Source organism: Hydrogenovibrio crunogenus (assembly GCF_004786015.1).
Classification (GTDB): Bacteria; Pseudomonadota; Gammaproteobacteria; order Thiomicrospirales; family Thiomicrospiraceae; genus Hydrogenovibrio; species Hydrogenovibrio crunogenus.
The window spans coordinates 1,943,655-1,959,307 of the sequence record NZ_CP032096.1; the positions used below are offsets into that span (position 1 = coordinate 1,943,655).

General features: G+C 44.5%; 11 protein-coding genes and 2 rRNA genes. 4 read left to right on the top strand and 9 right to left on the bottom strand.

The window, feature by feature from the left end:
* Nucleotides 1-92: 92 nt before the first annotated feature.
* From GHNINEIG_RS09300 to GHNINEIG_RS09315, 4 genes are all read right to left on the bottom strand, one after another.
* The gene (locus tag GHNINEIG_RS09300; protein ID WP_135796399.1) at nt 93-1,424 is read right to left on the bottom strand and encodes a TolC family protein; all 1,332 of its coding nucleotides are present in this window, start codon (nt 1,422-1,424) and stop codon (nt 93-95) included.
* Nucleotide 1,425: 1 nt separating this feature from the next.
* Nucleotides 1,426-4,590 (bottom strand): efflux RND transporter permease subunit, encoded by a 3,165-nt coding sequence (locus GHNINEIG_RS09305; RefSeq protein WP_135796400.1) that lies wholly within the window; start codon nt 4,588-4,590, stop codon nt 1,426-1,428.
* Between the two features lie 9 nt (nt 4,591-4,599).
* Nucleotides 4,600-5,883: an efflux RND transporter periplasmic adaptor subunit gene (locus GHNINEIG_RS09310; RefSeq protein ID WP_135796401.1), complete on the bottom strand. Its 1,284-nt coding sequence runs from the start codon at nt 5,881-5,883 to the stop codon at nt 4,600-4,602.
* Nucleotides 5,884-5,999: 116 nt separating this feature from the next.
* Nucleotides 6,000-6,377 (bottom strand): hypothetical protein, encoded by a 378-nt coding sequence (locus tag GHNINEIG_RS09315; RefSeq protein ID WP_135796402.1) that lies wholly within the window; start codon nt 6,375-6,377, stop codon nt 6,000-6,002.
* Nucleotides 6,378-6,519: 142 nt separating this feature from the next.
* On the opposite strand from GHNINEIG_RS09315, the gene GHNINEIG_RS09320 reads away from it, so the two are divergent.
* Nucleotides 6,520-6,699 (top strand): hypothetical protein, encoded by a 180-nt coding sequence (locus GHNINEIG_RS09320; protein ID WP_135796403.1) that lies wholly within the window; start codon nt 6,520-6,522, stop codon nt 6,697-6,699.
* Here the strand turns inward: GHNINEIG_RS09320 and GHNINEIG_RS09325 are convergent.
* Together GHNINEIG_RS09325 and GHNINEIG_RS09330 are read right to left on the bottom strand one after the other, a co-directional pair.
* Nucleotides 6,696-7,253, bottom strand: a complete 558-nt coding sequence (locus GHNINEIG_RS09325) for a DJ-1 family glyoxalase III (RefSeq protein ID WP_135796404.1) — start codon at nt 7,251-7,253, stop codon at nt 6,696-6,698. The genes GHNINEIG_RS09320 and GHNINEIG_RS09325 overlap by 4 nt on opposite strands.
* The gene (locus GHNINEIG_RS09330) at nt 7,250-8,569 is read right to left on the bottom strand and encodes a S41 family peptidase (protein ID WP_135796861.1); all 1,320 of its coding nucleotides are present in this window, start codon (nt 8,567-8,569) and stop codon (nt 7,250-7,252) included. Before GHNINEIG_RS09330 ends, GHNINEIG_RS09325 begins: the two co-directional genes overlap by 4 nt.
* A gap of 190 nt (nt 8,570-8,759) precedes the next feature.
* Between GHNINEIG_RS09330 and GHNINEIG_RS09335 the strand changes: the two genes are divergently transcribed.
* Both GHNINEIG_RS09335 and GHNINEIG_RS09340 read left to right on the top strand, forming a co-directional pair.
* Complete coding sequence (locus GHNINEIG_RS09335) at nt 8,760-9,071, top strand: ArsR/SmtB family transcription factor (protein WP_135796405.1); 312 nt, start codon at nt 8,760-8,762, stop codon at nt 9,069-9,071.
* Nucleotides 9,072-9,119: 48 nt separating this feature from the next.
* Nucleotides 9,120-10,328, top strand: coding sequence for an IS256 family transposase (locus GHNINEIG_RS09340; RefSeq protein ID WP_135796803.1), 1,209 nt, complete (start codon nt 9,120-9,122; stop codon nt 10,326-10,328).
* A gap of 121 nt (nt 10,329-10,449) precedes the next feature.
* Here the strand turns inward: GHNINEIG_RS09340 and GHNINEIG_RS09345 are convergent, their stop codons facing one another.
* Nucleotides 10,450-11,136 carry a putative metalloprotease CJM1_0395 family protein gene (locus tag GHNINEIG_RS09345; RefSeq protein WP_223260870.1) on the bottom strand — a complete coding sequence of 229 codons (687 nt, stop codon included), beginning with the start codon at nt 11,134-11,136 and terminating at the stop codon, nt 10,450-10,452.
* A gap of 224 nt (nt 11,137-11,360) precedes the next feature.
* On the opposite strand from GHNINEIG_RS09345, the gene GHNINEIG_RS09350 reads away from it, so the two are divergent.
* Nucleotides 11,361-12,218: an HDOD domain-containing protein gene (locus tag GHNINEIG_RS09350; RefSeq protein ID WP_135796407.1), complete on the top strand. Its 858-nt coding sequence runs from the start codon at nt 11,361-11,363 to the stop codon at nt 12,216-12,218.
* Nucleotides 12,219-12,365: 147 nt separating this feature from the next.
* Here the strand turns inward: GHNINEIG_RS09350 and rrf are convergent.
* Nucleotides 12,366-12,480, bottom strand: a 5S ribosomal RNA gene (gene rrf, locus GHNINEIG_RS09355).
* A gap of 167 nt (nt 12,481-12,647) precedes the next feature.
* A 23S ribosomal RNA gene (locus tag GHNINEIG_RS09360) occupies nt 12,648-15,510 on the bottom strand.
* Nucleotides 15,511-15,653: the final 143 nt, after the last annotated feature.

A 15,653-nucleotide genomic window follows, 5' to 3' on the forward strand; every position in this document is an offset into this window, starting at 1 on the left:
AATTAAAAACAATTACATTTACTTCATTTTTTGATACAAATCAAAAACTTGGTTTCAATTCCCTTCTCTTATCAGACCTAGTTTATCTGACTTTATTTCAATTGATCAGGGGTTTCTTGATTCAAATTACCTATAGCCCAATAGAAAGCGTAAACGTTTTGCCAAATCGATGCTTTAAGCACCGGGATATCGCGTTCGATTTTATGTAACTGGCGTTGTGCATCCAGTAAATCGAGAATATTCCGTCGGCCTGTTTTCAACGCTTGTTCATTGGCTTCAACCGCTTGTTTACTCGATGCCAAAGCCGCTTTCAGGGCATTTAGACGACTGGTTCCTGCTTTCAAGGCCAACCAGGCATTTTCAGCTTTTGCCTGTAACGACAAACTGAGTTCTCGCTTAGCCGCTTGAACTTTCTGCGCTTGATTGCGCTGCATGGCAGCAGACGCATCGGTTCGTCCTCCTAAATAAAGCGGTACATTAAGCTGAATACCGCCTCGAGCGCCTTGCATATCATCATAAAAATGATTATCCGATTCGTTATAAACATAAGCGCCAAAAGCTTCTAGCTGAAAGGTATCTTTGTTTTTTTCATACGACACTTGTTTCTGAGAGGCCAACCATTGCTGCTGAAGAGCCAACACTTTCGGATTGCTTTCCACCAAGTTTGACCAGGCCTGGTCGTTTTTATCCTCTTTCGCTTGCCGTACCATCTGTTCAATTTTAGCCACTTCTAACGGGCGTTTAAACGGAAAGGTCACTGTATCCAACCGTTCTTCAGGTTGGCGAACCCCGCCGAGTGCCGCCATTAAGTTGGCTTGTGTTTGCCGAATATCCTGCTTGGCTCTCAGCATTTCAGCGCGGTTAAAATCCAAACGAGATTGAATTTCTGCAATATCATTTAAATCTTGATACCCCACCTGAAAACGCTGTTTCACCTGCTTGATGATCGATTCGATTGAACGTTGTTCTTTTTCCAAAAAACGATAGTTTTCTTGCTGTTGCCACAACGTAAAGTACAACTGAGAAATGTTTAAAAACACTTTTTGTGTTTCGGCCACATGATCCAGTCGCTTTCCTTGATAAGCAAACTGTGACTTTTGGTTTAAATCATCGAGCTGCGGTTGGTAAAGCGGATAGGTTGCCACCAGCTGATTAGCCGTTCTTGGGAACTCCGCCTTTGACATCCAGGCATAACTGAGCTCACTTTTAAAACGTACTTCCGGTTTTTGTAACCCTTCCGTGTTATGCAATGCGCTCAGTGCGGCCGATTGATCGGCCGCCGCTTTACTCAAGCTCGGATTATGCTCAACTGCTAATGCAAACAAGGTTGATAAATCCAGATGATCGCGTTCAACCGCCTGAGCGGATGACATTCCTAAAACACTGCCGACCAACATGAAAATAATAGGATGTAATACTTTCATATTAAGCCCCTCCTTTTTCAGAGTCCGCTGAGTCTGAAAAACCTTTTTTCAAATACAGCAAATACGTTAATAATGGAATCAAGACCATCGATACAATTGGCGCTGAAATCATTCCTCCCACCATTGGGGCGGCAATGCGTTGCATTACTTCGGCACCGGTGCCATCAGAAAACATAATCGGTAATAAACCGACCACAATGACACTGACGGTCATCGCCTTCGGTCGCACCCGATTGACGGCCCCTTGCATAATGGCGGCACGAAGATCGGCGGCATTATTCAGTTGATGATTCTCTTTAGCGGTTTCAATGGCATTTTTCAGGTAAATCAACATCACCACACCAAATTCAGTGGCAACCCCGGCCAATGCAATCATTCCCACAGCAACGGCAATGGAATAATCAAAGCCTAACGCCCAGATAAACCAAACCGATCCGAGTAGCGCAAACGGAATCACCCCTAAAATCATCAAGGCTTCAGTAAGATTTTTGAAAATAAAATACAGCAGAATAAAAATAATCAACAGTGTAAAGGGCACGATCTCTTCAAGCTTCTTCTGAGCTTTAAGAAGGTACTCATACTGTCCAGACCATTCAATACTGTATCCTGGCGGCAAATCCACTTCGTCCGCCACAGTGGCTTGGGCTTGTTGAACATAGCCGGCCAAGTCCGTTCCTGCCTTCAAATCGACAAAGGTCCAGCCATTCAAACGGGCATTTTCGGATTTAATGACCGGAGGCCCTAAACGCACTTTGATGTCTGCGACCATGCCAAGCTGAATCTGAGCACCGGAGGCGGTCACAATCGGCAATTGCCGAAGCGCTTCCACCGAGTTTCGCCAAGATTGTGGGTAACGTAAATTGATGCTATAACGTTCACGTCCCTCAATGGTTTCTTGTAAGACCTTGCCGCCCACAGACGATTGCACAATATTCGCCAATTGCGCCATACTCAAATCGTATCGCGCCGCTTCAGTTCGTTTTGGCAGAACATCGATATAACGCCCACCTTCTGAACGGTCTGAAAACGCTGACAGTGTGCCTGGTACTTTTGATACCGTCGCTTCAACTTGTTTACCGACTGTTTGAATTTCAGCTAAATCATCCCCGGAAACCTTGATTCCAATCGGGGTTTTAATCCCAGTGGAAAGCATATCAATCCGCGTTTTAATCGGTTGAACCCAAGCATTGGTTAAACCAGGAATAGACACAGCATTGTTCAACTCATCAATCAGTTTTTTCAGCGTCATGCCTTCTCGCCATTCCGACTTGTCTTTTAACTGAATCGTCGTTTCGATCATTGTCAATGGCGCCGGGTCGGTTGCGGTATCCGCTCGACCGATCTTACCAAAGACACTTTTCACTTCAGGAAACCCTTTGATGATGCGATCGGTTTCTTGCAGCAATCCTTGCGCGGCACCAATGGAAATCCCCGGTAAGGTGGTCGGCATATACAGCAAGTCGCCTTCTTCCAACTCTGGCATAAATTCTGAACCAATTTGTTGCCATGGGTAGATAATGGTCACTAACGCCAACGCCGCGACGGAAATCGTGGTTTTAGGAAACTTCAATAACCCTTTTAACAAAGGTTTATACACCTTTATCAAGCCACGATTTAACGGGTTTTTCGATTCATCAGGCAGTTTTCCTCGAATGAAATACCCCATTAACACTGGCACCAAACTAATCGCCAGACCGGCCGCTACCGCCATCGCAAGTGTTTTTGTTAACGCTAAAGGCGTAAAAAGACGACCCGCCTGTTCTTGTAACGCGAAAATCGGCAAAAAGCTCAATGCAATAATCAAAAGCGATAAAAACAAAGGCAAACCAACTTCCTGAGAAGATTTTAAAATCAATTGCCAGTGCGTTTTACCTGTGGCGGCTTCACCTGTTCGATGTCGATACGCCTCTAAATGTTTATGCGCGTTTTCAATCATTACAATGGCGGCATCCACCATGGTACCGATGGCAATGGCAATCCCCCCTAAACTCATGATATTGGCTGTCACACCCATAGACTGCATAACGATAAAAGCCCCTAAAACACCTAACGGCAACGAAATAATCGCAACCAATGCAGAGCGTAAATGCAGCAAAAACAGTAACGACACCAGCGCCACTACAATCATCTCTTCAATGAGTTTATGGCTCAAGGTTGCCACGGAACGTTGGATCAAACCGGCACGGTTATACACTTCAACCAACTCTACTCCGTCAGGCAGGCCTGGTTGAATTTGAGCGATTTTTTGTTTCACGGCTTCAATGACTTTCTGAGCATTTTCACCCGAACGCATCACCACAATACCGCCAACCACTTCACCTTCACCATTCAGATCCGCAATACCCCGTCGTGGTTTTGCACCCAGCTTCACCCGTGCAATATCTTTCAATAACAAAGGGGTGTTCGTCACTGAGTTTTTTCCGACAGGCACGTTTTGCAAGTCTTCCAAAGTGGTGATATAACCTTTCACACCGACCATATATTCGGCTTCGGCCAATTCTATGACAGAAGCTCCCATTTCAACCGCACTTTGCTGAATGGCGGTTTGTACTTTGTTCAACGGCAGGTGGTACGCACGTAATTTATTCGGATCTACCTCCACTTGATATTGCTTAATCATTCCGCCAACGGCGGCGACTTCCGACACCCCGGGAATCGCTTGCAATTCAAATTTTAAAAACCAGTCTTGCAAAGTACGAAGCTCAGATAAATCCAGGTTGTGGGTTTTATCAACCAACGCATACTGGTAAACCCAACCGACACCCGACGCATCGGGACCTAAACTGGGTTGAACCCCGCTAGGGAGTTGCGCTTTGACTTGGTTGAGATACTCCAAGACTCGAGAACGCGCCCAATAGGGGTCGGTTCCTTCTTCAAACAACACATACACATAAGAGTCGCCGAAGAAAGAATACCCCCGAACGGTTTTCGCTTTCGGAACCGACATCATCAGGTTTGAAATCGGATATGTCACCTGGTCTTCTACCAATTGAGGACTTTGTCCTGGAAAAGGCGTTTTGACAATGACTTGAACATCTGACAAATCAGGAATGGCATCCAACGGTGTTTCTTGAACCGCTTTCCAACCCCAAACCGCCATCATCACACTGATAAGCAGAACCAAAAGTCTATTTTCAATGGAAGCTGCGATAATTGAACGAATCATAGAAGCCTCCTAATGGTTTGCGTGCGCGTTATGAGCAGGTTTCTGTCCGCTTAAACGACGCAAATTTGATTGCACCTGACTTTCAGAGTCGATCAAGAATTGTCCGGAAATGACAACTTCTTCGTTCGGTTGAATCCCTGAAATCACTTCAACGATGCCTTGAGTCTGCATCCCAGTAACGACTTTTTTCACCTTGAAGCTTCCACTTTCGTTCTTAACCACCACGCGTTTGCTTTCACCATCATCAATTACCGCTTCTAACGGAATCGCCAAGACATCGCGTTTTGGTCCACCATAAATAATGGTTTCCACCAACATGTTAGGTTTGAACTTCTGCTGGGCGTTATTCAAAGGAATTCGCACCTTGAATGCTTGGGTCACAGGGTCGGCCGTTGGATATAAATAATCAATTTGGCTTTCCCAGTGTTTTCCAGGGTAGGCCGGTGTTTTAATGTCCACCGTCAACCCTTCTTTTAACCAATCTTGCTGAAGCGGCAAGACTTCGGCTTCCACCCAAACGGTTGATAAATCCATTAAACTCATGAGTTCGGTTTGCGGCTGAACATACATGCCGGTTTGCACACTTAAGTCATTCACAAATCCCGTTTGAGGCGCATAAACCGGAACTTTATGGATAGGAGAGCCTTTTTTAGCGAGTGCTTTAATTGTACGGCTGTCGAGTCCTAACAGTTGCAAACGCACCTTCGCCGAATCGACCAGCGAATTGGCTTGTTGACCTAAACGACGCTGATTGTGTATGACCTGCAAATAATCTTGCTGTGCCGCCACAATTTCTGGGGAATAAATTCGGTACAGTAACTGCCCTTTTTCAATGGCATCTCCATTATTACGAACCGCCAAATCGCTGATCCAACCGGAAGCTCGTGGGTGAACGTGCACCACTTTTGTTTCATCGGCCACTACTTTTCCAAAAGTAGGCATGTATTTCCACAGCGTGTGTTTTTCCGCCTTCGCCGTGCGAATGGAAAATTTCTGTTGTAATCCGACAGCTGAAGCGTCTGTAGCTGAAGCACCTGAATTTACTTCAATTTCAGGTGCCGTTTCCATCTGAGAAAAACGTTGTTTAACTAGGTCCATACCGCAGATTGGGCAGGTACCGGGATGGTCCCGCACAATTTGTGGATGCATGGGGCAAACATATTTGTAAACCCCTTCGTTTTCGCCAAAGGATGGCGGAGAACTATCGGAGTCTTTTTGAGCCGCATAGACTTGAAGCCCGGGCATAGAAGTAAAAATAAGTGATAGAAACAACCAAAATAATCGAGTCATCATAATAATCCTTTTAGTCTTCTTTTAACGCCAATACACTGTGATTGGATGTAAAAAGAAATGAAACAGACCTGATCTCCCCTTTATTTAGGACAAACAGGCAATTAATCTAGAAGAAATTATGAAAATTTGGGAGGACGCTTTTCGTGAGTCAGTTCAGCCGAAACCAGTGTTGAAGTACTCGGTTGGACAAAAGACGCAACCACTGGTTGGAAAGAATAATCAATAAAAGGAGCGATATCGACCGAATGCATTGAAAAATGACATGATGGACCACAATGACAATCATCACCACACGATGGACAATGCATATCCGATGTTGAATCATGTTGACAACAGTCATGGGCAGATGCCATGTCGTGATGAGACATATTAGACATACATGACGCATGCTCAGCTTGCTGAGAAGCTGATATCGTTTCTGTTTCTGAAGCAACCGTAAGTTGCAACTGACTGAACAGAAAAACAAAAATGAGCGCGATATATGAAAATTTCATAGCTAAAGTCTAAAACAAATAAAATCCAAAAACAAATAAAAATAATTTGTGTGCTTTAAATGAAATCGATATGATGCCAAAAAAGAATACCTTTTAACCAGGCCTGACCACTTGAAAGATCTCCCAATCAAAAGGAAACGCCATGAATCAACCTAAAGATTCAGACAAAACATTGGATGAACGTACGGTGTTAAAAGAGCTTCTAATACAAGCACAGCAAGAAGCCAGCCACCAAAGACGACCCACTTTGGAATTAACCGATGAACAATCTAGGCAACTGGCATTACAGATTAAAAAAATCCTGAGAAAGCATTTGAACTAAATTTGAAGGGCTGCCTGTACTTCAGCGCGCTTCGGAGCCCCTACTAACATTTCAATTAAAGTCAAAGCAAACGCAATTGCGGTTCCAGGACCGCGGGAAGTAATAATTTGGCCATCCACAACCACAGGTTCGTTCAGATAAGTCATCCCCTCTGCCGGATGCTGATCGATCACGCCTGGAAAACTGGTGGCTTGCTTGCCTTCCAGAAGACCTGCCGACACCAACACCTTAGGTGCCGCACAAATGGCACCGACATAACCGCCCGCTACCAACACATTTTTTAAGAGTTGATGCAATCGCAGATCTTTATTCAAGTGATCTGCCCCTGGAAGGCCACCCGGAAGCACGACTAAATCAAACGGCGTTTTCAACACAGACTCTAATGTAGTCTGTGCGATTAATTGAACACCTCGACTCGCCGTAATGGTCCGATTATCATCAAGACTGGCCGTGACTACCTCTATTTCAGCTCGAACCAACAAATCAATCAAAGTGACGGCTTCTATCTCTTCGCATCCTTGCGCCAGTGGAATTAGTACCTTTTTTTGACTCATTCATGTCCTCGCATCTGTTGTGTAAAGTACATGCCTTTTAGTAAGCTTAATGCTTCATGCAGTTCATAGTCATTGGCCAGTAGCTCTTCAAGTGCTTTATCTGCTTTCTGGACGACTTTTTCCGCTTGTTTTTTGTCATCTTCATTATCTAAATGACCTGATAAATCTTTTTCTTTAATTCGAGTAAAGTCAGCCGCTTTCAATTTTTCAATTTTCACTTGATCAATTTTAATATCTGGCACAATCCCTTCCGCTTGAATAGAACGTCCAGACGGTGTGAAATAACGTGCCGTTGTTACTTTAATGGCCCCACCATTATTTAATGGAATCAAAGTTTGAACAGAGCCTTTACCAAAACTGGTACGACCGGCAATTAACGCACGTCTTTGATCCTGTAAAGCACCCGATACGATTTCTGAAGCCGAAGCAGAGCCTTCATTAATCAATACCACAATCGGTTTACCGTTAAGGACATCTCCTTCTTCCGCTTCAAAACGCATTTCTGAGTTTTTAACGCGCCCTTTCGTATAAACGATTAAGCCATCATTTAAAAAAGCATCCGAGACTTGTACTGCTGCCCGTAAAACACCACCGGGATTGTTTCTTAAATCCAACACTAAACCATTCAGTGGTTTTTTATTTTCCTTTTCTAACGCCTTAATCGATTTAATTAAATCTTCACCGGTACGCAGTTGGAACTGACTGATACGAACATACCCCATCCCATCTTTTAATAACTGCTCTTTAACACTCTTCACTTTTATAATAGCGCGAGTCAAAACCATCACAATCGGTTTATCTACACCATCGCGGACAATTGTTAATGTGATTTTTGAACCGGGCTTGCCTCGCATAATCTTAACTGCCTCAGCTAATGACTTACCTTTGACAGGATGTTCATCCAACTTGATGATTAAGTCACCTGCTTTCACACCAGCTTTTTGCGCAGGAGTATCATCAATCGGCGAAACCACTTTCACAAATCCGTCTTCCATACCAACTTCCATACCCAGTCCACCAAACTGACCGGTTGTATGTTCTTCCATTCTTTTATAATTTTTAGGCGGAAGATAAGCCGAATGAGGGTCTAAGCTTGACAACATCCCATCAATCGCCCCTTCTAACAATTTTTTATCTTCAATCGGTTCAACATAATCCGTTGAAATTCGATCAAAGACTTCCACAAATGCGCGCAGCTCTTCTAATGGCACCGCCACTTCTTTTGTCGCTTCAGCTCCAGCATCTCCACTCTTTCCTTCAGCCCAGACACTGGTTCCAACAACTGCCATTGCGCCTAAAATTGCGCCAAAAAACATCCAAAAACTTTTCTTTGCCCAAGTTACTTTCACTCTTTACTCCAAGGATTTATAGCTTTTTAACTCTAAAAGCACCGTAAAAATTAATTTAGTCCCATTATAAGTTAACTTTAAGTGACTTTAGTGTACTATTTATTTAGAATTAACATTTAAGCATATTTTTATATAACTATAAGATGGTGACAGAATAATGGAAGAAGTAAACCCATTGGCAATAAAAGAAGAAAACATTGAAAAAGCATCTAAAGCATTAAAAGCAATGGGACATCCGCTAAGATTAAAGATTCTATGTGTATTAGGAGACAGTGAACTACCTGTTATGGACATTGTTTCTAAAGTAGGAACCACTCAAAGTAACATTTCACAACACATTGATATCTTAAGAGAAAAAGAAATTATTACGTCAAGAAGAGAAGGTAGCAAAATTCTATGCCGAGTAAGAGACCCGCAAATTCTGAACTTACTTGAAGCAATGCAAGGGCCTGTAAACCAAATTGTGTAAACGCTCATAGTTTAAAATTCCCCGAAAAGGAAAATCACTATGAGCAACATCGACCAAGAAAAACTCAAAGCCATGGCCGCTGAGCTGGCCAAGGATATCAAAACTCAGAGCGACTTGTCTGACCTCTCAGCCAGTCTGCTTAAAATGACCGTTGAAGCCGCCCTCGGTGCTGAAATGGAAGAGCACCTGGGCTATCCCAAGCACCACAGTTCCGACAGCGACAACAGCCGAAACGGCTATTCATTTAAAACCCTCAAAGGCGACCATGGCGAAGTGGAAATCGCCATCCCTCGGGATCGCCAGAGTGAGTTTAACCCCACCATTATCAAAAAAGGCGAAACCCGCCTGACCAGCATGGATGACCAGATACTGGCGCTTTATGCCAAAGGCATGACCACCCGAGACATTGTGGCAACGTTCAAAGAGATGTATGGCGCTGATGTCTCGCCAACACTGATCTCCAAGGTCACCGAAGCGGTCATGGAAAAAGTCACCCTCTGGCGTTCTCGTCCGTTGGACGAAGTCTATCCGCTGCTGTATCTCGATGGTATTGTCATCAAGGTCCGCCAGGACAAACAGGTGGTGCGAAAAACCATGTATGTAGCGCTTGGCGTCAATACCGACGGCCAAAAAGAATGCCTGGGCCTGTGGCTGTCTGAGACCGAGTCATCCAAGTTCTGGTTGAGCGTTTTAAACGACCTTGAAGCCCGAGGCGTCAAGGACATACTGGTCGCAAGCGTTGATGGCCTGACGGGCTTTCCTGAGGCCATCAATACCGTCTACCCTCAGGCAGATGTTCAACTTTGCATTGTGCACATGGTGCGCAATTCCCTGCGTTATGTTGGCTACAAAGAGCGCAAACAGGTCGCCAACGACCTCAAACAGGTTTACCAGTCAGTGACCGAAGAAGAAGCTCTGTTGGCGCTTGAGCAGTTCGAGACCAAATGGGATGACAAATTCCCCAATATCGGTCGTTCCTGGCGCAACAACTGGGACAATGTGGCCACGCTGTTCCAGTACCCTCAGGCGATCCGCAAGGTGATCTATACGACGAATGCGATTGAATCTTTGAACTCGGTGATTCGCAAAGCCACCAAGAATCGCAAGATCTTCAGCCATGATAACTCGGCCTTTAAAATCATTTTTCTGGCCATTGAATCGGCCTCAAAAAAATGGACCATGCCGATTCGAGACTGGAAATTAGCCATGAACCAGTTTATGATTCTGCATGAAGAACGCTTGAAACCTTATGTTTGATCAACCGAGCGTTTACACAGAATTATTTACAGGCTCGCAATGCAACAAACATTCTGCCCAGTTTAAAAGCGTTTAAATATAGGTTTAAAATAACCATTGGACTTGCCGTCCTTTGGCCTATTTAGCGCGTCGCCATTCTTAAATCAAACTGTTGTCTTTCTGGACTGATGAGCGAACCATTATCATTTTTAGCAATTACTTTTGGTTCAACTGATTCTTCAGCCGCAACTAATTGTTGTGCATCATTCCTGTTATTTTCTGTTGCTTGATTATTGTTAGTTGTTTGGTCTTTCTCATCAGAACGTGCTAATTCCATTCTTGCATTATTCGCCATTTGCATGGCCGCCCGAGCCACACTGTAATCTTGTGAAGAAGGTTTTGCTGGGGCCATCGCTGCGGCTTGTACTTGTTGTGCTTTCAACAGCGTCGCTTCAGGGTCCCCTGCTATTGGGCTGGTATCAATGCCCACTTCACCACCAATCGCATAACGATTACCATCTGGACCAGTCTGATAAACATAACTGGCACCACTGGTAACATATTGCCCACCCACACCCAAATGGGCTTGTTCATGTGCCTTTACTTCTAAATCTCTGACCTTAAGTTGCTGAATAATTTGTGCAACTTCTTGCTCATTTTTTTTCTGATCAGCAATTGCTCGGCTTTTTTCATCTGTTTGATTATTTTCTGCACCGCTCTGGGTGCTTGTTTTTAGAGTTGATTGAAAGGTATCCAACGCTGAAGTTCTAGACTTCGATGGGATTAGAATCTCATTAGCGGGAGTCGTATCTAACTTGTGATCAGGCACATTTTGACTGATTACTCCATGGGGAGATGCATTAGGAGATATTGTATTAAGCGAAACAACCATAATATAACACGCATTGATGATTCAATAACTCAAGTATAACACCATGATTTTTAAATGTTAATTAATAATTTTATGAAGGAAATCAACTTTTTGCCTAAAACATATTTGTTTTAGGACAAATATTGGTAGAATCTCTACTCAATAAAACTACGTACTATTTTATGGAAAATTTAATCAAGAAAGCCGCTACATTATTATCAACTATTGAAGTACCTGATTTACCTGAAGTCATTTTACTTTTAAAAGAAGAACTTAATAAAAAATTCCCCAATACAGTCACCATTGCAAGCTTAATCAGCAAAGACCCACAATTACTGGCTGAATTTCTAGCCTTAGTGAATACAAATGTCACCAGTGAAAGATCTTTAATTCGTGATGCAAAAGCTGCAGTTAATCTGCTTGGATTGGATGATATACTGAATCTTTTTGTATCAACAATTATTTCAAATTTAGTTGCTCAAAATGCGCTCGAAAAATCCATCCTCACTCATGGCGCAAAATCAGGATTAGCTGCCGCAGAACTATCCTATTGGGTATATGATGTATCAAGATCACAGGCTTATATGGCAGGTCTTATGCAGAATATCGGTGCTATCTATTTGTCTAAATTAGAGCCTGATTTATATGAAGAAATGTTCATAGCCTCACTGAGTAATCCAATATCAGCTTATCAAAATGAGTTAAAACATTATCAAACGAGCCATGTCTATGTTGGTAGTCTATTAGCCAAAAAATGGCACCTTCAACCAGAAATTTATAAAACGATTCTGTTCCACCATGATATTGATTTCGCAATCAAAACAGTTGGAAACCAAACTATTAAACATTTAACAGCGCTCACCATACTTTCAAATTACATCGTCAGCTCAACAGATCAGGATCTATATATTAATCAAGAATTAAAAGAATATCGCGATGCCGCCAAACAAGTGCTTTCGCTCCCTGACAACGCGCTCACAGCAGCGATGGCAGCGGTCAATAAGTGGGGAAGTAAAGGCTTGGTTAATGCCAGCCATTAATAGTGCACTGAGATTGGCTACCCTTTGATATCGTCTTAATTCAATCAAGACTGGCAGTCTATTTTCAGCAGAATATCTGGAATCACTGAATTTTAGACAAAAAAAAGCCCGTAGTGATTGAACAGCTACGGGCTTTTCGGAATATAAGCTTGGGGATGACCTACTCTCACATGCCACCTGACACACTACCATCGGCGCTAAGACGTTTCACTTCTGAGTTCGGAAAGGGATCAGGTGGTTCCATCTTGCTATTGTCCCCAAGCAATGGGGTTATGTAAGCGGTTCATTGTCATGAACCACTCACTGAATTTGGAAAAATCTCTGTTTAAATCTTAACTTAGGCTTCAATGATCTTTAGAGTCTTACTCAAGCTCAAACATGTCAACCTTCAGTTCATCCATTGATAAACAAAAGTTACTTTTGAGTTGTATAGTTAAGCCTCACGGGTAATTAGTACAAGTTAGCTTCATTCATTACTGAACTTCCACACCTTGCCTATCAACGTCATAGTCTTTAACGGCCCTTTAGAAGACTTAAAGTCTAGGGAGAACTTATCTTGGGGCAGGTTTCCCGCTTAGATGCTTTCAGCGGTTATCCTTCCCGATCATAGCTACCCAGCAATGCCATTGGCATGACAACTGGAACACCAGCGGATCGTCCACTCCGGTCCTCTCGTACTAGGAGCAGCCCCCCTCAATTCTCCAACGCCCACGGCAGATAGGGACCGAACTGTCTCACGACGTTCTAAACCCAGCTCGCGTACCACTTTAAATGGCGAACAGCCATACCCTTGGGACCGACTTCAGCCCCAGGATGTGATGAGCCGACATCGAGGTGCCAAACACCGCCGTCGATATGAACTCTTGGGCGGTATCAGCCTGTTATCCCCGGAGTACCTTTTATCCGTTGAGCGATGGCCCTTCCACACAGAACCACCGGATCACTAGAACCTGCTTTCGCACCTGCTCGACGTGTCTGTCTCGCAGTCAAGCACCCTTTTACTCTTGCGCTCATTGCACGATGTCCGACCGTGCTGAGGGTACCTTCGCGCTCCTCCGTTACTCTTTAGGAGGAGACCGCCCCAGTCAAACTACCCACCATACACTGTCCCTGGGCAGGATTCACTGCCCTAGGTTAGAACCTCAATAATATCAGGGTGGTATTTCAAGGATGGCTCCACAATGACTGGCGTCACTGCTTCAAAGCCTCCCACCTATCCTACACAGATAGTATCAAAGTCCAGTGCAAAGCTGTAGTAAAGGTTCACGGGGTCTTTCCGTCTAGCCGCGGGTACGCAGCATCTTAACTGCGAGTTCAATTTCGCTGAGTCTCGGGTGGAGACAGTGTGGCCATCATTACGCCATTCGTGCAGGTCGGAACTTACCCGACAAGGAATTTCGCTACCTTAGGACCGTTATAGTTACGGCCGCCGTTTACCGGGGCTTCGATCAAGAGCTTCGCATAAGCTAACCCCATCAATTAACCTTCCGGCACCGGGCAGGCGTCACACCGTATACGTCATCTTTCGATTTTGCACAGTGCTATGTTTTTAGTAAACAGTTGCAGCCACCTGGTCTCTGCAACCCCCACTAGCTTAGAGAGCAAGTCTCATCACCGGCAGGGGCACACCTTCTCCCGAAGTTACGGTGTTATTTTGCCTAGTTCCTTCACCCGAGTTCTCTCAAGCGCCTTGGAATTCTCATCCTGACCACCTGTGTTGGTTTGGGGTACGATTCTTTATAACCTGAAGCTTAGAAGCTTTTCTTGGAAGCATGGCATCAACTACTTCGTCCAAAAGAGGACTCGTCATCAGTTCTCAGCATTAAGATCCCGGATTTTCCTAAGATCTCTGCCTACTACCTTAAACTTGCAACCATCAGCAAGCTAGTTTAGCCTTCTCCGTCCCTCCATCGCAGTTATAAAAAGTGCAGGAATATTAACCTGCTTCCCATCGACTACGCCTCTCGGCCTCGTCTTAGGGGTCGACTAACCCTACGTCGATTAACGTTGCGTAGGAAACCTTGGTCTTTCGGCGAGGGAGCTTTTCACTCCCTTTATCGCTACTCATGTCAGCATTCGCACTCGTGATACCTCCAGGATGCTTTACAACACCCCTTCGCAGGCTTACACGACGCTCCTCTACCATGCCATAAATGGCATCCACAGCTTCGGTACACTACTTAGCCCCGTTAAATCTTCGGCGCAGGCCGACTCGATCAGTGAGCTATTACGCTTTCTTTAAAGGATGGCTGCTTCTAAGCCAACCTCCTGACTGTCTAAGCCTTCCCACATCCTTTCCCACTGAGTAGTGTTTAGGGACCTTAGCTGGTGGTCTGGGTTGTTTCCCTCTTGACAACGGACGTTAGCACCCGCTGTCTGTCTCCCATGATTGCACTTGTTGGTATTCGGAGTTTGCAATGGGCTGCTAAGCCTTGACGGCCCGCTAGACCATAACAGTGCTCTACCCCCAACAGTGAGACATGAGGCTCTACCTAAATAGATTTCGAGGAGAACCAGCTATCTCCGGGCTTGATTAGCCTTTCACTCCGATCCACAGCTCATCCCCGCATTTTTCAACATACGTGGGTTCGGTCCTCCAGTACCTGTTACGGCACCTTCAACCTGGCCATGGATAGATCGCCCGGTTTCGGGTCTACGCCATGCTACTAAACGCCCATTTAAGACTCGGTTTCCCTTCGGCTCCCCTATTCGGTTAACCTCGCAACATAACGTAAGTCGCTGACCCATTATACAAAAGGTACGCAGTCACCCAACAAGTGGGCTCCTACTGCTTGTACGTACACGGTTTCAGGAACTATTTCACTCCCCTTATCGGGGTGCTTTTCACCTTTCCCTCACGGTACTGGTACACTATCGGTCGTTAAGGAGTACTTAGGCTTGGAGGGTGGTCCCCCCATGTTCAGACAGGATTTCACGTGTCCCGCCCTACTCGAATAACACTTAATAAGATTTCGCATACAGGACTATCACCTTGTATCGTCACACTTTCCAGAGTGTTCTGCTATCTTAATAAATGCTTTAGGGCTGGTCCCCGTTCGCTCGCCGCTACTTGGGGAATCTCGGTTGATTTCTTTTCCTCTGGGTACTTAGATGTTTCAGTTCTCCAGGTTAGCCTCCCATAAAGGGATATCCATAAAGGATGGGTTTTCCCATTCGGAAATCCACGGATCAAAGCTTGTTTACTAACTCCCCGTGGCTTATCGCAAGTTACTACGTCCTTCATCGCCTTCTACCGCCTAGGCATCCACCGTGTACGCTTAGTCACTTAACTATACAACTCAAAAATAACCTTATGCCTTTTGTTAACTCCACAAGTTCTGGTAGCTATACCATTTATGAACTGCTTCTGTTTATAAGATCTAATGAGTGTACGTAACTAAAAGTTTTTTACGCTGACATGTTCTCGCTTGAGTT